The following is an 18583-nucleotide window of genomic DNA, read 5'->3' as shown; positions in this document are numbered from 1 at the left end:
GCGACAGTCGATGCGGCAACTACACGGGCCAAGGGTGGATCATTCGCGCGGTATAAGGGATCGAAGGAAGACGCCGAGCTCTTCTGGGCCGGAAATCTGGTACTCACTCTTGGCATGACCAAGCAGATAGCCCGCTTTCGCGGTGACGTCGGCGAGCGAGCCAACGCGATGAGCAAGGAATGCCATCCGTGCGCGATACTCCTGCCGTTGGACGCGATCCAGCATGCCGGCATGGTCTGGAGAAAAGCGCAGATCGATTGGATCCCCTAGCGGAATGAGCTGTCCATAATGTTGAAAGGCCCGGCGGTGGCGCCGGATCTTTCTTTGAAGAGCAGGGCTGACGACGTGCCTTTTTCTGATGAGTGCGGTCATGGGTTGATCACTCCCCGGGACGGTCGTGAGGCCTTTCGGCCCGCGGTTCGCTTCGACTCCTGTCGCTCCGGTGGCGGCGCTGTGCGCCCAAGCGCTTGCGCCACATCATCCCCACTCAGCAGCTTTTCGTCCGCAAGGCGTGCTGCAAGGGTGAGGAGGATTTCTCGATCGGCTTGAAGAAGCTCGAGGGCCCGTTCGAGCTGACGGTGGAGTTCCGCATTGAGCGTCTCGTGGCTCGCGGGATCCAGCTTGGTTTGCGGCAAATAAACCAGGTTTTCCCGCAAACCCTGTCTGTTATGCGCCGCGATCAGGAGTTCGGTTGCGGTCGCAAGGTCACGCTCCGCCCCAGCATTCGCGCCGTTTCCAACAAGGATGTCCGCAGCGCGCCCGCCAAGATTGATTGCGATTAGGTCGAGCTGGCTGGACCAGGTGGGGACGAGACTGGGCATGCGCATTTTTGTGTGACCAGCGCTCACACCTTCTGCAACGATCGACACTCTTTCCACGGTATGGCCAAGCCGATGTGCCACTAGGGCATGCCCGAGTTCGTGGATGGCGATTGCCGCGATATCAGCCTCGCTCCGGTCATCGGGTGGAATCATCTGCTGCCAGATGTCCTTGGCGCCGAGCGGGCGGCCGAGAGAACGTGCAAGATTGCGGCCTTCTTTCACCCACCCTTCGATCGTCGCAGGCGTCGCGCCTTTGCCGATATTGGCCAGTTTGACAATCTCGGCAGGGAGAAGGTCGGAGCGCAGATAGTGCCTGAACACCGCGGCAACCTCATCCTGGGTCCCCGGAGGGAGGACCGAGACACGCTGCTGCAATCTGCCTGGACGAATGAGGGCACCGTCGAGGCGATCGTAGTAGTTCGTGGCGCCTAGAAGAAGGACGCGCTTCCCGGATGTCCGGAGCCGATCGATTTCGGTTAAGAACAACGTGACGACGGGCGTCCACCAGTCTCTTGCACGGTTGTCGATGGTCGCCCGGTTGGGCAGCGCATCCAGTTCGTCGAGGAAACCCACCGCTGGCTCGTGTGCAATGATGTCATCGATGAAGTTGCGCAAATTTTTGGCAACGCCACCGAGTGCGCCATCGCCCGAAGCGAACCAAGCCCCGATTGAGGTCGAGATGAAATTCCAATGAGCGGTATGCGCGAGACTTTCGACAATTAAGGTCTTGCCGGTTCCAGGCGGTCCTTCGAGGAGGCCAAAAACTAGATTTTCGGCTCCCAGTGTGCCTGCTTCAACAGCCTTGAGATCTGTCAAAGCCTCGTTTGACCAGCGTTTGACGCCATCGGTCAGCGGTAGATCGGTCAGGAGCGGGACGTTTGGCGGCTTTGGTCGCGGCTTGCGCATTAAGGCGCGTTGCAGCCCTTGAACGCATTGCCGTGCCGTTCGCTCTGGACGCACGATGCCGAGAATGACCGAGATCGGAAGACGGGCCATGTCTTGGGTAACCCCACGCGCGGTCCCATTCGTGATCCGGCGGATCAGACGACGAAGCAGGGCCGCGCTCATGGGCTCGAGCGTGATGCGGATATCGGCCGCCGCTAGCACCGCCTCAGCCAAGATCTCATCGGGATCTTGGCTGATATAGAGAATGCTTCGTCCGGTGCGAAGGTAGGCGAGTTCGTCATGGCCGACCCGTTGGTAGACGCCGGCTTTCTTGTACCGGTCTGCGGCGATCTGCACGGCAGGCGCTTTGTCCAGATTCTTGATCGCGGCAGCGATAACAGGAATCCACTCGCGGTCTGGCACATGCACGATGCTCAGGTTCGGATGCCGCTTCAGAAGAGCGCGGCCCTTGCGATTGAGAGCAGCACTCAGCGACATATGAGCAAGGGCTGGTCCAGAATATTCCTTTTCTGAAACATCGGTCTCGTCGATGGTGATCGGGGAGACTTCGTCATCATGGTCGTCGCTGTTGTCGAAAAAATCGGACATGGAAATATGCTCCGAGGCGTCGGACAGGACCTGTCGGCCTGTCCGCGCGGATGAATGGGATGTGATTGAAATTGAGGAAGCGAGAAGCCGCTCAGGATGCGATCAGCGCCGCGGTTTCTGGATCGAAGCCGCCATCCGGGTCGATCGGCTGCCAACCGCCACGGCCACGACCTTTGCTTCCGGTCACGAAATGAGCGGTGGCACCGGCCGAGCGGAACCGCATGTCTTTCGTCAGCAGATAGCTTATCCCGTCAGGCGACGGGACAAGAATGCCAGAATGGAGCCAAGCAGCCCGCAAGAAGCTTGCGGAAGAATTGGCGCTTTGAACGACTTCCGGCCGCACTTCAGAGCCCTTCAAGAGAACCCAGTCGTCGTCCGAGCTCCGCGCAGCAAGCGCCACACGCCCCTCATTGAAGACCAACTCCATGACCTCGCCATCCGGCAGATCGTCGAAAAGCCGTGGTGGCGCAGTTCGGCCCGGTTCGGAACGGGGCCCCGCCAATACCGTGCGCGGCGACCCGCGGGTAAAGAGCACGTCCTCATGCCGCAAGGTCAGACAGGCTTCGGCGACGAATGCGTCGATGTCGCTAAAGCGCTGCAGATCAACAGCAACACCACTTGGCAAACCGTTGACCATGAGACGCTCCCGGGCCGCAGCAGCCCGAGACCAGAGAATCCGCTCAGCGACTTCGGCATCATCGGCCGTCAGGATATTTTCGGCATCTGTGATGACAAAAATTGTCTCGATGTCCTGGATAGGCTGCTGCCCGCTAGCGACGCGGTTTCCGGCGTCAATGCCGAAGCCGATATAAAGACTGCTGCTGTTCATGAGCCCGTAAATTCCGGGCCGGCGAAGCTCTTGCATCTTCGCAAAGTCGCGGCGATCGTCGCCGGAGCCAATCACGACCGTGGGCCGGAAAGAGCGCGCCTCAAGCCTCCGAAGGCTTGCTGGCAGCTTGAGGGGTTCAGGGTGAGCCGGCTCCTTCACAGGCTCGATTTCTTGCTTCTTTTCTGGCGGGGACAGCATCATGGTTTCGGGCGGAAAACCATTCACCGGGTAACGGCGCACACGAGTGTTAGCATCGAGGAGCTTCTCGGCATGGTCAAGTCTAAGAAGGCAAAGACCGGCCATGACGAGAACAGCTCCGACCGGATCTGAGTGGTCCGGGAAGTGCGCCACGACTTCACCGAGCGTCGTAGAGCCAGTTTCGTCGATCAGAGCGAGGATCCGGACTTGGACCGAGGGGGACATCAGCGCATGATGGACCCTGCCGTTGGCGAGAACGGGCAGATCGTTCTGAGGAGAAAAAGCAGGAAGGGGCTTGCTCGCCACAGCCGTGGCGATAGAAGAAAGATTAGCCATTTGGACCTCTGTCTAAACCAGGGGTTGGATGGTCAGGCTGGCGGCGGGTTTGCGAGACCTTCCGTCAGCCGCTCTCTCGATTTTGAGAGACAACCATATCGGGCCATTGGGCGCCGACACCGCTAACATCAGGATCCGTTTTCGTTGCACAAGGCCTAATCGTCATCTCGGCCTCGGAGATGATTTTTATGGTTAACGAAATGAGAAGGGTCGGAAAATCCTGGTGGATCAAGGCGTTGTCTAAAGCCGCACATCGAATTCGGATATGGGCAGGGCGCTTTCTCCCAAAGCCGGCGCACCGATTGGCCGCTTGGATACCCGTTTCTGGAAGCGCGCAAGCCAGGCGAAAGGTTGAGGTGGTGGCGCTACGTCGTCTGACGCTTTCAGGCTCGAAATTTGGCCTCAATAGATCCAACGCCACCGCCGCTGCGAGGAGAAGGCCAGAGCTTTTTTTCAGCTATCCTATCGGGCGGTTAGATCGGTGTTGAAACGAAGATCAGCTAGCAGCTTATCGTCCGCGCGTAAGGCTGGTGATCAGAACGCGCTCATCTGCTGAAATTGAAAAAATATCGAGTGGCGAGCTCACCATTTCCCATCCTCGAGGGCCTGGAATTGTTCCAGGTAAAGCCAGTTATCGAACATCGCACTTCGGCCCGTGAACCGCGCCGGCTTTGCCCGAGGCTATTTGGTTTAAGTTATGCGGCCATGGCCGGTTGTTCCTGCGCGGCGTAGAAGTTTGCTTTTGCTTCGGCCGGCGGGATGTTGCCGATGGGCGCGAGGAGCGCCGGTGATTGAACCAGTCGACCCATTCGAGGGTGGCAAACTCGACGGCCTCGATGGTCCGACAAGGCCCGCGTCGGTGGATCACCTCGGCCTTATAGAGAGCATTGATGCTCTCGGCCAAGGCATTGTCGTAGCTATCTCCGACACTGCCGACTAAAGGCTCGAGTCCGGCCTCGGCCAGGCGTTCGGTGTAGCGGATACTGACGTATTGTGATCCGCGGTCCGAATGATGAACCAGACCGCCGCGATGGATGGGGCGGCGGTCGTGGATAGCCTGCTCAAGGGCGTCGAGCACGAAGCTGGCATGGGCGGTGCGACTGACCCGCCAGCCCACGATATAGGGGGCGTAGACGTCGATGACTTCAGCGCAAATGCGCAGCATTTGTCGCGAGGCCACATAAGCAAACCCAGCCCAGGTCGCCACATAGGTGAAATCGGAGACCCAGAGCCTGTTGGGCGCTGGAGCATGGAACTGACGATTGACGTGATCGAGCGGGCAAGCAGCGGCCTTGTCGCTGATCGTGGTGCGCACTGGCTTGCCTCGAATGAGACCCTGCAGGCCCAGTTCCCGCATCAGTCTTTGCACTGTGCATCGTGCAATATCGAACCCTTGCCCCTGCATCTGTCGCCAAACCTTACGGACGCCATAGACCGAAAAGTTCTCGGCAAACACGCATGACCTCAGGCTTGAGATCTTCATCTCGCTGGGCACGGGCCGACAGCCGCGAGGAATCCAGGCGTTGGGCAAGATGTTCATGATAGGTGGATGGGGCGACTGGCAGGACCCTGCAGCGCTTCAGCGGGCGGTCGAGCTCAGCCTGGGCGAATATGCGGAGGCTTTGCGCAGGATCTCGTTGGCCTGCCGAAGCTCTTGGTTCTCCCGCTCCAGAGCATGAGCTTCTCGGCCACCTCGCTGGACACCGCAGCGCGCCGGCCGCCAGCGACCTCAGCCTTCTTCACCCAGTAGTTCAGGGCGTGGGCCGAACAGCCGAACTTCTGGGAAACCGAAACAACGGCAGCCCAGCGCGACGCATACTCACCGCCGTGCTCCAGCACCATCCGCACCGCCCGGGTTCGCACCTCGGGAGAAAACTTGTTCGTTGTCTTGCTCATCAGGCTCTATCCTACCTGGGAGCTAGAGCCTCCGACAGTCCCGGCGCGGTTCAGTGGCAACCCGTAGCCGTCTCAAAATTGGCGCCACCCTGATGGCCTCGGCAGTCGCGCTCGTCGGTGGCTGGGAGGGATTGCGCACCGTCGTCTACCCCGACCGCCTGGCGAACGGCATTCCGACCGTTTGCTTTGACGAGACGCGTGGCGTGAAGCTCGGCGACAGTTACACCGTTTCACAATGTCAGGTGATGCTGGGCGACGCATTGATCGAGTTTGAGGCTGGCATGCGGAAATGCCTCGTTTCGCCGGATGCTGTGCCCGACAAGCCATATGTCGCCTTCCTCTCCCTGTCTTACAATATCGGTACTGGTGCGTTCTGTGGCTCCACAGTCGCTCGAAAGGCCAATGCTGGCGACTATCGGGGCGCATGCAACGCTATTCCCATGTGGAACCGCCCGAGCGGCAAGGTTGTGCCTGGCCTTATCAATCGCCGCGCCGACGAACAGCGCTTCTGCCTAGAAGGGGTGCGGTGATGTTCGACTTCGCTCGTTTGAGCTTGATGGCGGCGGCAGTCTCGGCCGCTATCATTGCCGGACCCGTTGGCTGGTTTAGCAGAGGCCTCATCTTCGATCATATCGAGCGGCCGGCGATCCTCCAGGCCGCGACCGACAAAGCGAATGACGCGGCGACGATCCGCATCATGGATGCCGCCAAGCGCGCGGAAGATGCCGAACGCGAGCGGCAAAGGATGGCGGGCGCAGATACCCTTCGCATCTATCGCGAAGCCTTAGCCAATAGCGAGAGGGCGGCCATGGAGGCGCAGACCCGACTCGATCAGGAGATTGCCGACTATGAAGCCGAACTTGCCACTGAAGGCCGCTCTTGCGTGCTTACTGACACTGACATTGATTGGCTGCACGGTCGGGTCTCAGCGTCAGCAAATTGATGCTGGCGTGCGACTTGGCGTTGCGACAGCGCAGGTGACGCTCGAACCGCAACCTGCGGAGTGTGCAATCGACACACCTCATGCTTCGTTATTGGCGGGGCAGGAGGTGGCGACTGTGCTCCTACGCGAGCGTGTCCAGCTTGACATGGCTAACGCCTCGAAACGTCGCTGCTACCAGTTCAACGTCAACAAATCAGAAGGGCTGGCAAACTGATGACCGGCACCGTGACGTGGGAGGTTTTGATCTGGATGGCGGGTACAGGATCGGTTGCGCTGTTGACTGGTTGGCACATCGTAAGCTGGGTGCTGGCCGAGCTGGGCAAGCGCGACGCGGCAATCGATAAGCTCGAAAAGGATGCCGGCCTTTTGGTTGGCGCGGTCGATAGCCGCGCCAAGCTGGCAGAGGATGAGCTGCGCCGGTCGCTCGAAGCGCACAAGCTTTATGCCGCTGAGAACTTTGCGACCGAAGGTGGATTGACCCAAGCGGTCAACCGTGTCGACGATGCGGTGAAGCGCCTGACCGACAGAATAGATCGCTATTCGAGAAAGCATAAAGGCAAGCATGACTTCTGCCCCCGAATTATAACACAGAATTTTACATTGTTAAACTCAGGAGCTTCAGCGAGATCGTTCGGCTATAAGATCGCTAGTATCTCTATCGTGACTTCGCCGGTCTCCAAGTAACAAATGTCTTTCCTTGTATAGCCTTTGTAACGCCGATTAACGTTGCGAACATCGCTAATAGAATTTCGAACGCCGAAGATAAAACTCGAATTTTGTTAGAGGACCCAATTAGTAAACAGGCGGCCAAAATTCCAATGCTGATCCAGCCTGAGAATTGATCTGCAGCGAACATCATTGTTATCCCCGATAATGCTCCAGCAACAAAAAAAGCTCCACCAAACCATCGTATAAGTTTGTGTGATAAATACTTGAACCTATCTAGTTTGTCCAACTTGCGCAGTTTATTTCTTAGTATCTGATGAGTGTGATAAGCGCGGGCTGCAATACGTATCTTACGATTGAATTCGTCCGCTCTTGCTGAGACGAGCTTTTCATATGCTACAACGTCATTATCTTTGATCAGGCGTTTGCCTCTAAATACGACTTCCATAGATACGGTAAAGTCATCAAGCACAGTGTCCGGAAATTCAGGATACAGATTTTTCCGAATTGAGAATATCGAACCATCTGCCCCCATTACTGATCCAGTAGAGGATTCTAGGTCTTTTATCTTTTCTTCTATGCGCCAATAAAGCCCGCCGACCGACGCTGTGACAGTACCGTCTGCACCCAAGTAATGGAGTGCGCCGCAAACGCCGCCAACTGAATTATCGGTGTACGCTATTGCCAAGGCGTCCAGTGCATTGTCGTCCAAAAGCACATTAGCGTCTGTAAATACTAGGTATTCGCCAGTTGCCAAAGGGGCTAATGTTTTCATGCCTCGGGCTTTACCACTTCTCCCGGCGCCTTTGATTAGGCGTACAAAGGGGGCTCCCTGCTCGATCATCTCGGCCGTCCCATCTGACGATCCGTCGTCAAATGCCAGCACCTCTATGCCAGGGTATTGAGACTTCAATTTATTCAGGTTCTCGATCTTCGCCGGCAATGAAGCAGCTTCATTGTAAGCGCAAAACAGGAGGCTGAACTGTGATCCGTTTCCTGCATTTACAGGTCGTGTCACAATAGGCTTTCTCGGAAAATACTGCAAAACCCTTGGATAAATTATGTACGGGTAGACCAAGAGAATAGCGAAAATAAACGTTAATAGGGCGGCTGTCGCGAGGAGCATTTTGATCTCAGGAATCGAATTTTACATCGTCAGATGAAAGTAGGTGATTGTTCGTGCCATCGATCAATTGCACCACTGAGCTGACCATTTTTGGCTTGATTTTGCTCTTGCAACCAGCCTGGCGTAATGTCTGTGGAACGAACCAATTTCATTATCCGATCTGGATGGATCCCAAGGCCCGCCGCAGATGCCGGTCTAAGCGCAGCCGCGGCCGCAAGCATAATCGTCTTAGGAACCAAAATAGTCTTCACGCCTGGAAAGTGATTTTTCCGGAAAGTTTCGACTATATCTTGCAGTGTGTATCTGTCGGGATAGCATCCATTGTAGAGGATGTATCGACTTTCATGCTTCAATGCATATTCAAAAGTCTGAATTAGGTCCTCGACATAGAAGCACGCCTTAATCGTATCTTTTCGACCAGGGTATACGAAAATGCCGCGCTTCAAAAGACTGGCAAGTCGTGTAAAATTGCCACCCTCGCCGGGGCCGAAAATTACGGCTGGTCTGCAGACGACCAAGCGACGCTCTGATTTTTCTGCGAGCCAACTCCTATGGATTTCTTCCGCCAGCCATTTTGACCATCCATACGCTGACTCGGGAGCCACCGGTGTGTGTTCCGATTTAGTTTGCTCGCTGGGTCCGTAGACAGAAATCGAGCTAGTAAAAAGTATGGAATTTATTCCATGGCGGCGTGCGTATTCTGTAATATTTAACGCGCCAAGTACATTTGTTTCATAATATTCGTGGGTGGGATGGCCTGGGGTAGTGTGTACAGCTGCCAAATTATATATTTGCGAAACGTTATCAGGTAACTCGAATGATCCAGAACGTCTTACGTCGCCCTCGATAAATTGGACGCCCCCTGGTAGCGTCTTCGGAGCGCGTCTATCAAAGATTATAACCGGACGGTCTGGCTCAAGGCGCTTTAGGCGCCGAACCAAATGTGTTCCAACAAAACCGCTGCCGCCGAAAACTACTATCGCGCCGTCTGACAAATACCAATCCCCCGAGATGACTGCTATCTAGACCAAATACGCCTCCAGAGGCTAATACAATACGGTTTAATGGATAACGCGGTTGCGTGCTGCGCAGGCCAGCGGGCAATTTCGTAAAGGTGCTATCTATGTTTGGAAGAGTTTTCAAAACTCGATCAGCCGATCGCGATCTGGAGGCTGACCAAAAGAGAGTAAGTTTAGTTACATCAGCCATTGGCAAAGCAATCGATGAATACGAGAGGGAGCGCGCAGGACTGCAGGCGCGCGTACAAAGCTTTCACGCGATTGCCGTATCCATAACAGACCACTCCGACTTCGAAACGCGAGATGTTGTATCTGAAGGTATCGCCGCGACTTCGGAGGTTCAGGCTTCACTTGCGATCAAAAGGCTGCATAGGATAGAAAGTAATGTTGATAAACTTAGAGAAATACAAAATGTACTAGAATTACATTTTAAGTAGTTCTTGGGATTATGCACAAATGAAATGCATGCTAAATATTTTATTGTAATCCAAATTTGAACGACAAAAAGTGATAATTACTGTTAAATACAAATTGTATATTGCAGTATAGCGTCGAGATCTGCGAATGTACGAAATTTCTTGGCTTGTAGTTTCTGCCATGCCCTTCATCTCGGCATTGGTGGAGCGATCGTGGCTCGGGCCAGCCACGTTACTTGCGGCTGTCATGAGCGCGAGCGTGATTGGAACTACGCTTTTTGCTCCGGAATATTCAATGACCGCTGACGGATTGATGATTGTCTCTGTCTTTCTAATTACAACCTTACTGGGGAGCACTGTAGGCTACTTTGCCGTACCTATAAGTCCTAGAGCCACAAAGATAACGAATTTCGAACTAAGACGGGGACAGTTATACATTCTGGGTTATGTCTCGGCAGTGGCAGGCCTCTTGATTACTCTCCAAACCACCGGCACTTCCTTTGTGCAGCTCCTTTCTCCGTCTGGGTTAATGTCTATCGCCCAGCAAATTACCCAAGAGCGTTACACCGCGGGGTTAGGTCTTCCCATGACCTATAACGTCGCGAATTCCTTGCTGCTGACGTACGCTATCGTGCTAGGTGTAACCCTTGGGTTGGGATTTAAGCATGCCTGGTGGGCATATGTTCCGATTCTGATTTTTTGGTTCGGTAATATCATCATCACCACTCGTGCCCCGATTATATTTTCCGCTTCAATCGTGGCGTTCGCTTTTATTTACGGTAAGGCGATAGTGAACAACAAGTTCGCTCCCATAAAACTCTGGAACGCCCGCGTACTGTTAACTCTGATCTTAGGTGGTGCCGGAGTTCTGGGCCTCTTCTATTTTGTTCAAACCCTTCGCTTCGGCGAGTCTGGCGCACGCGACGCTGCTGAAGTTTTGCAACACTTAAGAAAGTGGCCATTTGGTAGTTTGCCGTCGTTCTCCATGTGGTGGGAAGGATGGAGCGGCAGGGTAGAGACCCCTTTCGGCTATTATACTTTTACAGGTATTCTAGATAACCTCGGAATCGCAGAACGCGTTAAAGGCGGTTTTGATGAGTATGTTGCGCTCGCTGCCGGCGAGAGGGGAAATGTTTACACGATCTTTCGCGGACTAATTATGGATTTTGGCTTCACGGGCGCTGGGGTGTTTTGCTTCTTATTAGGGGCTCTGGGAGGTGTCGCCTACAAGGGCATGCGAAGAGGTCGGCTGATGATGTTTTCTCTCTACACAGCAATTATTTGTTTCATGCTTTGGAGTTTCGTCATTAGCTTTTTCAGCTTCACGTCACACATTGCGTGCTTCGTGCTTGGTCCCCTAGCTCTAAAATATTTTGCTAAGCGACACGTTTCTAGTCAACGCGTCGCCCCAAAATTGAATGTTGCAACAATCTGAAACTGAAGCTGTACGCGAGCTTGAATCCCATTACGGTCGGCCATCATAGCCACTGTGCTGCGGCTAGATGAGCTTGACGAAGATATTCAACTATCGCGCGCGATGGTATCTTGCCCATCGAGCCATGATTGTCGTGCTGATAGGCAATGTCTGGCGCAAGCTCACATCGTAGCCCTGCCGCCTCACACTTTGCGCCTGCGAAAACCTCCTCGCAAAACAAGAACGCTGGATGGTCGAAACTGCCGGGAATTTGCACATAGCGCTTTGTGAAAATCATCAGCGCTCCGTGCGGCGCAAAAAGGAATGGCTGCAGATTGGGGCTAGATTCTCGTCTGATGCGTCTCTTCACATCGGCAGCAAGTCGGTGGATCAACGCTGTCCCGTAGTTACTGTACACTTTTGAAAGAAATTCGTATTTTTTCCTACTGGGCTTGCTGTAATAGTGAAGTTGTCTTGTCATTTGGCCGCGATCGTCTACCAGGCAAGGCGCGTACATGCCGACATCTTTACTTTCATTCGCGTTCTTCGATTGAAGCGATTTGAACATATCCACGATTGAATATGTCAGATCCACATTTGAGACTACGACATAGTCATAATCTTCAGGGTTGGAAATTTTCTTTAACGCCCATCTGGGTGCCCCAAAATATCCTAAGTTATCTTGAGGATCGAGAACGTTGACGCCGTAATTCAATTTACAATGGTCTGCGTAATCAATTCTTTTTTCTGAACCAGTGGTGTTGTCGACCACAAAAATATCGATATCTAGATTGGATATTGTTTTCCAATCCTGATCTAATAGCATTTTTTCAAGCACGTCGTACGATCTATAAAGAACGTATATGATTGCTAACTTCATTTTCTTAATTCCGAGGTAGTAGAGGGCCTAATAAGGCGCCTGTCTTTTTGTATAGGAAGCGTACCTGTGACGCGTACATCACACAAAAAACTATCGCGGGGGCGGCGGCGACTGCAACTACCCCGCCTTGAGAGAATGTGACGGACAACAACACTATAGAGAGTGCTGCAACTACCACGGTCATCAGTACGAACTGCTGGTATCCTGTCATTTTGAGTACCTCGTCTACTGGCCCGCCGATGCCTTCCCCTATGGCACCTATTAACAGCACGGCTAGGACAGGAACCGCCTGAACGTAGTCTGGTCCAAAAACTAGTGGGATGACGAAAGGGCCGAAAATTAAGACGCCCGCTAACGCAACAACTGCGAGGCCCGTGGAACCGAGTGAGATAATGCGGCCCAAGCGCTCTATAGCTCGCCAATCTGCAAGAGCTGCTTTCTTGATTATCTCTGGCCGTACAGCAAACCTTAATGAGGCCACAACGGCAGTTACTCCCACCATCAGCCTGCCTCCGGCTGAATAAACTGCAGATGCCTCCGGGCCAAGGATGTAAGCCGTGGTCCAGATTGGAGTCCATGCAAGCGATGCCTGAAAAAGACGGGAGGCGGCCAGGCTAAATCCTACTCGGAACATAGGGCTTGGATTTGTCACGTCGCTTGAAGAGATGTACGGCGCCAATGCTCGCACTGAATATAACCCCGCGAAAAGCGCAGAAATTGCCGATCCAAGCACAGCTATCCAAAGCGTTTGAAGAACGGTTGGGTTATGGACGATGAATAGATAGGGAATGAGACTTACAAGATAGGCAAAATTAGTAGCTGTATATCCAAAGAAGGCTCCTGGTCCGGGCTTATGAAGAGCTACCAACAGTTGGCTGAAGAAAAAAACAGAGCAATAAAGTGCCCACCAACAGGCAATTGCAAAGCTGAGGAAAAATTCTACCCCTGCGAACGAAGCAGCTAGCATGCCAATTAGCCCGCAGCAGATTGTCGTCAGACCAGTGTAGAGTGCAGCACGTTTTACGCTTGGTAATACAGATCCATCCTGGTTGGTGGCAATTGCGAGTCCGACAGCCTTTACCATTCCATCGGGCATGCCGAGGCCGGCAAGTGGGAAAAGGGTGGCAACCAAGCTGAAGGCGATGAAATAGATTCCCGCGTCACTCAGCGTTAGTGAGCGAGCCACAAGAACTACAATTGCGAACTGGATCACTATGGCGCCGTAACGCGAGGCGATGGCCACGAAATAGCGCATGGATTTTTCTCGATCTGATAGAAATTTATGGCGGCCGGAATTTCACGAACTTACGTTTTGGCCACGCTGCTGAGATATACGCCATAAGTGCTTTTTCTTAGCTCCAAGGCGAGCTTCGAGATCTGCTCCACGTCAATGAAGCCCATGCGGTAAGCAACCTCTTCTGGACATGCAATTTTGAATCCCTGGCGCTTTTCAAGTGTAGCGACGAACTGCGCGGCATCGAGGAGGCTGTCTGGCGTGCCCGTGTCCAGCCAAGCGTAACCTCTACCCATCAGTCCAACTGACAGCTCGCTCCTTTCTAGATAGGTTCGGTTCACATCTGTAATCTCAAGTTCGCCGCGTGGGGATGGTTTGAGGTTTGCGGCAATGTCGACGACCTGCTCGTCGTAAAAATAAAGTCCCGTTACTGCCCAGTTGGAGCGCGGCTTTATGGGCTTCTCTTCGATCGATACAGCGCGCATGTCGGTGTCGAATTCAACGACGCCGTACCGCTCAGGGTCGGTCACATGATAGGCAAACACGCTGGCGCCGCTCTGGCGGGCCGTGCTGGCATTCATCAGTTCCGGTAGCCCGTGGCCGTAGAAGATATTGTCTCCGAGAACCAGGGCGGAGGGACCACCAGCGACATGATCGGCCCCGATGATGAATGCCTCGGCGAGGCCATTGGGATGTTCCTGGCTCGCATAGGACAGCGATATGCCCCATTGCGATCCATCGCCGAGAAGGCGCTTAAAGCCCTCACTGTCATGAGGCGTCGTGATGATGAGAATGTCTCTGATGCCCGCCAGCATGAGCGTGGTGAGCGGGTAGTAGATCATCGGCTTGTCATAGACCGGCATAAGCTGCTTCGAGACAGCTTTGGTGATTGGATAAAGACGGGTACCGCTGCCGCCGGCAAGGATGATGCCCTTCATGATCGTATCTGCTCCAAAGAAATCGTCATGCGCATCAAACGGTGCTGGCCAGGAGCCGAGCGATCGTGGCGCGGGTTGAGGTTTGCCAGGCGGGTAGTGCCACGCCATGGATGTTCTGCAGTTTGGATGCGTTTAGTCTTGAGTTGGCCGGCCGCCGCGCTGGCGTCGGGTATTCGTCTGTAGTGATGCGGGACACGTTTGGTGATGGCCCACCCAGTTGCTTGGAGATCGCGAAGATTTCTGTCGCGAAGTCCGCCCAGCTGGCTTCTCCAGTGCCCACCATGTGGAAGACGCCGCGGAGCTCATGATTGTCTGGTTGCTCTATCAGGTTGCGCGCCACCTGAAGAACAGCGTCGGCAATATCTAATGCCGATGTCGGATTTCCTAATTGATCCGCAACCACCCGCAATTCGGGCCGGTCCGCGCCAACGCGCAGCATCGTTTTCAAGAAATTATTGCCGAAGGGCGAATAGACCCAAGCCGTCCTAAGAATGGCATGGTTGGGCGTCGCAGCTGTTAGCTCCTGCTCGCCACCCAGCTTGGTCCGACCGTAGACACCAAGCGGGTTGGTCGGATCTGTCTCGACATAAGGCTCGGGTTTGCTCCCGTCGAAGACATAGTCAGTCGACAGGTGGATCACGGGTACGCCCAGTTGCGCTGCAATGCCCGCGACCACGCCTGGCCCTGTAGCGTTGACAGCTTCTGCTGCCGCTTCGTCGCTTTCTGCCCTATCGACTGCTGTATAAGCTGCAGCGGATACAATGGCGTTTGGTTTTGCCGCTGCGATCGCGTCCATGCCAGCCTGGGCATTGGCCATATCAAATTCCGGCCGTCCGAGAGCAACAATGTCGATCCCTGTCGCGGCGCCACGCTCGATAAGGGCGGTGACAACCTGTCCGGTCTTGCCGGTGACGAGAAGGCGCATCAGCCAACCTTCGCCGACGCAGCAGGCAATACACCGAGGCGTTCGCCAGCATAGCGATCGCGCAGCGGCTCCCACCACCAGCTATTGCCGAGATACCAATCCACCGTCTTTTCGATTCCGGTATCGAAGTTTTCGAGGGCGCGCCAACCGAGCTCATTCTCAAGCTTGGTCGCATCGATCGCATAGCGCGCATCATGACCTGGTCGGTCGGTTACGAACCGGATCAGCTCTTCGCGCGGTTGAGTACTGGGCACGCGGTCATCGAGCACGCTGCAAATGCGGCGCACGACATCGATGTTACGGCGTTCGTTGCGGCCGCCGACATTGTAGGTCTCGCCAATGCGGCCGCGCTCGATGATGACATCAAGCGCCCGCGCGTGATCTTCGACAAAGAGCCAGTCGCGCACATTCTCGCCCTTGCCATAGACGGGAAGGTCCTTGCCGGCGAGAGCATTGAGAATAGTCAGCGGGATCAGCTTTTCGGGGAAGTGATAGGGCCCATAATTGTTCGAGCAATTCGAGACCACGATCGGCATCTTGTAGGTGCGTTCCCAAGCCTTAGCCAAATGGTCCGACGCAGCTTTCGAGGCCGAGTAGGGCGAGCTGGGATCATATGGCGTGGTCTCTGTAAAAAAACCTTCATCGCCGAGCGAACCGTAGACCTCATCTGTCGAGACATGCAAAAACCGAAAGCGCCCCTGAGCCTCTGCGTCAAGCTTGCCATAGTAAGCCCGCGCCGCTTCGAGGAGGGTGAACGTACCGATGACATTCGTCTGGACGAAGTCCTGCGCGCCAGTGATCGAGCGATCGACATGGCTTTCAGCGGCCAGGTGCATAACACGGTCCGGACGAAAGCTCTCAAGCGCCTCATCCATTGCCCGCCGGTCGCAAATGTCGGCCTTCAAGAACCGATGGTTTTGCCGGCCTTCGACCAGTTTGAGCGATTGGAGATTACCCGCATAGGTCAGCTTGTCGACCGTCAGGACCTCATATCCCTTTTCGATAACAAGGTAACGCACGAGCGCGGATCCGATGAAGCCGGCGCCGCCGCTAACGAGAACCCGCATGTCAGTGTCCCTCGAAGGTGAAGTATTTCGGCAGGTCAGCGAGGCGGGGCTGCTGCGTGTCTTTTGGCGAGAGCTGTGTGGGATCGACGATATCTGGCCAGTCGATGCCGATCGCCGGGTCGTCCCAGCTTACGCCTTTGTCGCAGGCGCGGTCGTAATAGGCCGTCACCTTATAGGCGACCAGGCAGTCTGGCTCCATGGTGCAAAAGCCATGCAGGAACCCGGGGGGCACCCATAGCTGATTGCCTTTTTCAGCAGTGAGGGTCACGCCGACCCATTTGCCAAAAGAGGGCGAGCCGACCCGAATATCGACGGCAACATCGAAAATCGAACCGGAGATGCAGCGCACAAGCTTGCCTTGAGCGGAAGGATTGGATTGAAAATGGAGGCCGCGCAAAACGCCGGGAGCGCGGCTGAGCGACTGATTTTCCTGCACGAACGCAAAGTTGGCGACGTTCGCCTGAAACCAATCGTCCCGGAACGTTTCCGAAAAGTACCCGCGATGATCGCCGTGCCGGCTGGGGACGATCTCCACCACGCCGTCCAACGCTGTTTTGTCTAGGTTCATTCCCCCACTCCATCTGTACAGTCGCTCAATCGATCACAGGATCGACGAGGTCATCTACTCGGCGGCGATCGTACCAGCCGACTGATCGACGCCCGTAGGGCGTCCAATGCTGGTGTAAGAAAAGCCGGCGGCCTCTGCTTCTTTTTGCCGGTACACATTTCTAAGGTCGACGAAGGTGTTGCCTTTCATCGCCGCGTGAAGACGCTTGAGGTCGAGGCCGCGGAATGCGCTCCATTCCGTAACGAGCACAAGTCCATCGGCGCCATCGGCAACGTCATAGGCGTCATCGGCATAGTCGACGTTGTTGATCACCTGCTTTGCCATCTCGATCCCCTCGGGATCGAAAGCGCGTATTTTTGCTCCTGCGTCTTGGAGCGCCTGAACAATGGCAATCGAAGGCGCGTCGCGCATATCGTCAGTGTTTGGCTTAAAGGTCAGTCCTAAAATGCCGATCGTCTTACCGCGGACGCTGCCACCCATTGCTGTTATCACTTTGCGGCCCATGGCACGCTTGCGGCGGTCGTTGACTTCGACGGTTGCTTCGACAAGGCGAAGAGGGGAGTCATGATCCTGGCCGGTCTTCACCAGGGCCAATGTATCCTTAGGAAAACATGAGCCGCCATAGCCCGGGCCAGCGTTGAGGAACTTGCTGCCGATACGGCCATCTAGACCGACACCGCGCGCAACATCCTGCACATTGGCGCCGGTGCGCTCGCACAGGTCGGCGATTTCGTTGATGAAAGTGATTTTCATCGCAAGGAAAGCGTTGCCGGCGTACTTGATCAACTCAGCTGTGCGGCGGCCGGTGAACATCAGCGGCGCCTGGTTGAGGTAAAGCGGCCGATAGACTTCGGTCATCACGTCGCGGGCGCGCTCGTCTTCCAAGCCAACGACGATACGGTCGGGACGCTTAAAGTCGTCGATGGCAGCGCCTTCGCGCAGAAATTCCGGATTCGAAACGACAACCACGTCGGCGCCCGGGTTGGTTTCGCGGATAATCCGTTCGACTTCGTCGCCAGTGCCAACTGGGACAGTCGACTTCGTCACTACGACGGTGAAGCCTTGCACGGCGCGGGCAATGTCGGCAGCGGCAGCATAAACATAGGAAAGATCCGCATGGCCGTCGCCGCGGCGCGATGGTGTGCCTACCCCGATAAAGACCACATCGGCTTTTGCAACTGCGGGAGCCAGGTTGGTGGTGAACTTCAGGCGGCCTGCTTTGGCATTGTTCGCGACCAAGGTATCGAGGCCGGGTTCGAAGATTGGAATCTGACCGTTCTTGAGGGCTTCGATTTTCTTTTCGTTAAGATCGACGCAGGTCACGTCGTGGCCGAAATCTGCAAAGCAGGCGCCACTGACTAAGCCGACGTAACCACTGCCAATCATCGTGATGTGCATAAAAGTGTCCCCAAGTATGCTTGAGGCTTCATTACACTCAAAGAATTAGCGCGAGAAGCCAAGGTACCTCGTATTTTCAGAAATGGTTAGCGCGCGGAGGAAGGTAAATCCTATGAATTTCAACGGATTTCGTGGGTAGCAGTCTTTTGCATAGAGGCCATGCATTTAGTCGGAAAGGGGAAACCAATGCCATGGGCCGATTAGACGCGCCTTGTCCAAGTCTTCAGTAGTTGTCGTTACCTAAGGACGCCTACTACGTAGAGCAGTCCAACTACCGGTAGGATCATGCTCCAGACCACAAGAGCCCCAGCTGCCAGAGCCAGCAAAAGTCTAGTCCTCAACTTTTTCAAAGGTTCGTCCTGCGCTACCCGGACCAACTCTATATCCGAGTGACCGATCGGTTTTCTAACTGGTT

The 18583-nt window shown here is 54.8% G+C and carries 17 protein-coding genes and 1 pseudogene; 5 read left to right on the top strand and 13 right to left on the bottom strand.

The features are described 5' to 3' along the window. Nucleotides 1-39: 39 nt before the first annotated feature. The 4 genes and pseudogenes from ASE94_RS20865 to ASE94_RS05770 form a co-directional block, all read right to left on the bottom strand. Nucleotides 40-372 carry a hypothetical protein gene (locus ASE94_RS20865; protein WP_156351904.1) on the bottom strand — a complete coding sequence of 111 codons (333 nt, stop codon included), beginning with the start codon at nt 370-372 and terminating at the stop codon, nt 40-42. Next, complete coding sequence (locus tag ASE94_RS05780) at nt 369-2315, bottom strand: AAA family ATPase (RefSeq protein WP_062629598.1); 1947 nt, start codon at nt 2313-2315, stop codon at nt 369-371. Before ASE94_RS05780 ends, ASE94_RS20865 begins: the two co-directional genes overlap by 4 nt. 91 nt (nt 2316-2406) lie before the next feature. Continuing rightward, a complete protein-coding gene (locus tag ASE94_RS05775; RefSeq protein ID WP_062629597.1) occupies nt 2407-3678 on the bottom strand; it encodes a DUF4357 domain-containing protein in 1272 nt (423 codons plus the stop codon). 695 nt (nt 3679-4373) lie between these two features. Further along, nucleotides 4374-5574, bottom strand: a pseudogene (locus ASE94_RS05770) (IS3 family transposase). A gap of 53 nt (nt 5575-5627) precedes the next feature. On the opposite strand from ASE94_RS05770, the gene ASE94_RS05760 reads away from it, so the two are divergent. From ASE94_RS05760 to ASE94_RS20860, 3 genes are all read left to right on the top strand, one after another. Further along, complete coding sequence (locus ASE94_RS05760) at nt 5628-6104, top strand: lysozyme (RefSeq protein WP_244483983.1); 477 nt, start codon at nt 5628-5630, stop codon at nt 6102-6104. Next, complete coding sequence (locus ASE94_RS05755) at nt 6104-6517, top strand: hypothetical protein (RefSeq protein WP_062629594.1); 414 nt, start codon at nt 6104-6106, stop codon at nt 6515-6517. Before ASE94_RS05760 ends, ASE94_RS05755 begins: the two co-directional genes overlap by 1 nt. A 213-nt stretch (nt 6518-6730) precedes the next feature. Beyond that, entirely contained in the window at nt 6731-7201 is a 471-nt protein-coding gene (locus ASE94_RS20860; protein WP_156351901.1) for a hypothetical protein, read from the top strand. Here the strand turns inward: ASE94_RS20860 and ASE94_RS05745 are convergent. After that, nucleotides 7173-8309, bottom strand: coding sequence for a glycosyltransferase (locus ASE94_RS05745; protein WP_062629592.1), 1137 nt, complete (start codon nt 8307-8309; stop codon nt 7173-7175). The genes ASE94_RS20860 and ASE94_RS05745 overlap by 29 nt on opposite strands. A gap of 29 nt (nt 8310-8338) precedes the next feature. Then, nucleotides 8339-9304 (bottom strand): NAD(P)-dependent oxidoreductase, encoded by a 966-nt coding sequence (locus ASE94_RS20595; protein ID WP_156351898.1) that lies wholly within the window; start codon nt 9302-9304, stop codon nt 8339-8341. 128 nt (nt 9305-9432) lie between these two features. Here ASE94_RS20595 and ASE94_RS21245 point away from each other — a divergent pair, with 128 nt between their 5' ends. Together ASE94_RS21245 and ASE94_RS05740 are read left to right on the top strand one after the other, a co-directional pair. Next, nucleotides 9433-9765 carry a hypothetical protein gene (locus ASE94_RS21245; RefSeq protein WP_156351895.1) on the top strand — a complete coding sequence of 111 codons (333 nt, stop codon included), beginning with the start codon at nt 9433-9435 and terminating at the stop codon, nt 9763-9765. Nucleotides 9766-9892: 127 nt separating this feature from the next. Beyond that, the gene (locus ASE94_RS05740) at nt 9893-11179 is read left to right on the top strand and encodes an O-antigen polymerase (RefSeq protein ID WP_082460968.1); all 1287 of its coding nucleotides are present in this window, start codon (nt 9893-9895) and stop codon (nt 11177-11179) included. Nucleotides 11180-11222: 43 nt separating this feature from the next. On the opposite strand, the gene ASE94_RS05735 is transcribed toward ASE94_RS05740, so the two are convergent. The 7 genes from ASE94_RS05735 to ASE94_RS05705 are packed head-to-tail and all read right to left on the bottom strand — an operon-like array spanning nt 11223 to nt 18168. Beyond that, the gene (locus tag ASE94_RS05735) at nt 11223-12038 is read right to left on the bottom strand and encodes a hypothetical protein (protein WP_062629590.1); all 816 of its coding nucleotides are present in this window, start codon (nt 12036-12038) and stop codon (nt 11223-11225) included. Nucleotides 12039-12042: 4 nt separating this feature from the next. After that, nucleotides 12043-13293: a lipopolysaccharide biosynthesis protein gene (locus ASE94_RS05730; RefSeq protein ID WP_062629589.1), complete on the bottom strand. Its 1251-nt coding sequence runs from the start codon at nt 13291-13293 to the stop codon at nt 12043-12045. 50 nt (nt 13294-13343) lie between these two features. Further along, nucleotides 13344-14210, bottom strand: coding sequence for a glucose-1-phosphate thymidylyltransferase RfbA (gene rfbA, locus ASE94_RS05725; RefSeq protein ID WP_062629588.1), 867 nt, complete (start codon nt 14208-14210; stop codon nt 13344-13346). 34 nt (nt 14211-14244) lie between these two features. After that, complete coding sequence (rfbD, locus tag ASE94_RS05720; protein ID WP_062629587.1) at nt 14245-15135, bottom strand: dTDP-4-dehydrorhamnose reductase; 891 nt, start codon at nt 15133-15135, stop codon at nt 14245-14247. Then, the gene (gene rfbB / locus ASE94_RS05715; protein ID WP_062629586.1) at nt 15135-16202 is read right to left on the bottom strand and encodes a dTDP-glucose 4,6-dehydratase; all 1068 of its coding nucleotides are present in this window, start codon (nt 16200-16202) and stop codon (nt 15135-15137) included. The genes rfbD and rfbB overlap by 1 nt, the downstream gene beginning before the upstream one ends. Before the next feature lies 1 nt (nt 16203). After that, nucleotides 16204-16770 carry a dTDP-4-dehydrorhamnose 3,5-epimerase gene (gene rfbC / locus ASE94_RS05710; RefSeq protein WP_062629585.1) on the bottom strand — a complete coding sequence of 189 codons (567 nt, stop codon included), beginning with the start codon at nt 16768-16770 and terminating at the stop codon, nt 16204-16206. Nucleotides 16771-16824: 54 nt separating this feature from the next. Next, nucleotides 16825-18168 carry a UDP-glucose/GDP-mannose dehydrogenase family protein gene (locus ASE94_RS05705; protein ID WP_062629584.1) on the bottom strand — a complete coding sequence of 448 codons (1344 nt, stop codon included), beginning with the start codon at nt 18166-18168 and terminating at the stop codon, nt 16825-16827. Between the last annotated feature and the right edge of the window lie 415 nt (nt 18169-18583).

This window comes from Devosia sp. Leaf64 (assembly GCF_001421945.1).
Lineage (GTDB): Bacteria > Pseudomonadota > Alphaproteobacteria > Rhizobiales > Devosiaceae > Devosia.
This window is presented reverse-complemented; position numbering and strand designations above follow the sequence as displayed.

Bases quoted from the DNA above. Each gene is read 5' to 3' on its own strand.
- ASE94_RS20865 (WP_156351904.1), bottom strand. From the start codon at position 372: ATGACCGCACTCATCAGAAAAAGGCACGTCGTCAGCCCTGCTCTTCAA.
- ASE94_RS05780 (WP_062629598.1), bottom strand. From the start codon at position 2,315: ATGTCCGATTTTTTCGACAACAGCGACGACCATGATGACGAAGTCTCC.
- ASE94_RS05775 (WP_062629597.1), bottom strand. From the start codon at position 3,678: ATGGCTAATCTTTCTTCTATCGCCACGGCTGTGGCGAGCAAGCCCCTT.
- ASE94_RS05755 (WP_062629594.1), top strand. From the start codon at position 6,104: ATGTTCGACTTCGCTCGTTTGAGCTTGATGGCGGCGGCAGTCTCGGCC.
- ASE94_RS20860 (WP_156351901.1), top strand. From the start codon at position 6,731: ATGACCGGCACCGTGACGTGGGAGGTTTTGATCTGGATGGCGGGTACA.
- ASE94_RS05745 (WP_062629592.1), bottom strand. From the start codon at position 8,309: ATGCTCCTCGCGACAGCCGCCCTATTAACGTTTATTTTCGCTATTCTC.
- ASE94_RS21245 (WP_156351895.1), top strand. From the start codon at position 9,433: ATGTTTGGAAGAGTTTTCAAAACTCGATCAGCCGATCGCGATCTGGAG.
- ASE94_RS05740 (WP_082460968.1), top strand. From the start codon at position 9,893: ATGTACGAAATTTCTTGGCTTGTAGTTTCTGCCATGCCCTTCATCTCG.
- ASE94_RS05735 (WP_062629590.1), bottom strand. From the start codon at position 12,038: ATGAAGTTAGCAATCATATACGTTCTTTATAGATCGTACGACGTGCTT.
- ASE94_RS05730 (WP_062629589.1), bottom strand. From the start codon at position 13,293: ATGCGCTATTTCGTGGCCATCGCCTCGCGTTACGGCGCCATAGTGATC.
- rfbA (WP_062629588.1), bottom strand. From the start codon at position 14,210: ATGAAGGGCATCATCCTTGCCGGCGGCAGCGGTACCCGTCTTTATCCA.
- rfbD (WP_062629587.1), bottom strand. From the start codon at position 15,135: ATGCGCCTTCTCGTCACCGGCAAGACCGGACAGGTTGTCACCGCCCTT.
- rfbB (WP_062629586.1), bottom strand. From the start codon at position 16,202: ATGCGGGTTCTCGTTAGCGGCGGCGCCGGCTTCATCGGATCCGCGCTC.
- rfbC (WP_062629585.1), bottom strand. From the start codon at position 16,770: ATGAACCTAGACAAAACAGCGTTGGACGGCGTGGTGGAGATCGTCCCC.
- ASE94_RS05705 (WP_062629584.1), bottom strand. From the start codon at position 18,168: ATGCACATCACGATGATTGGCAGTGGTTACGTCGGCTTAGTCAGTGGC.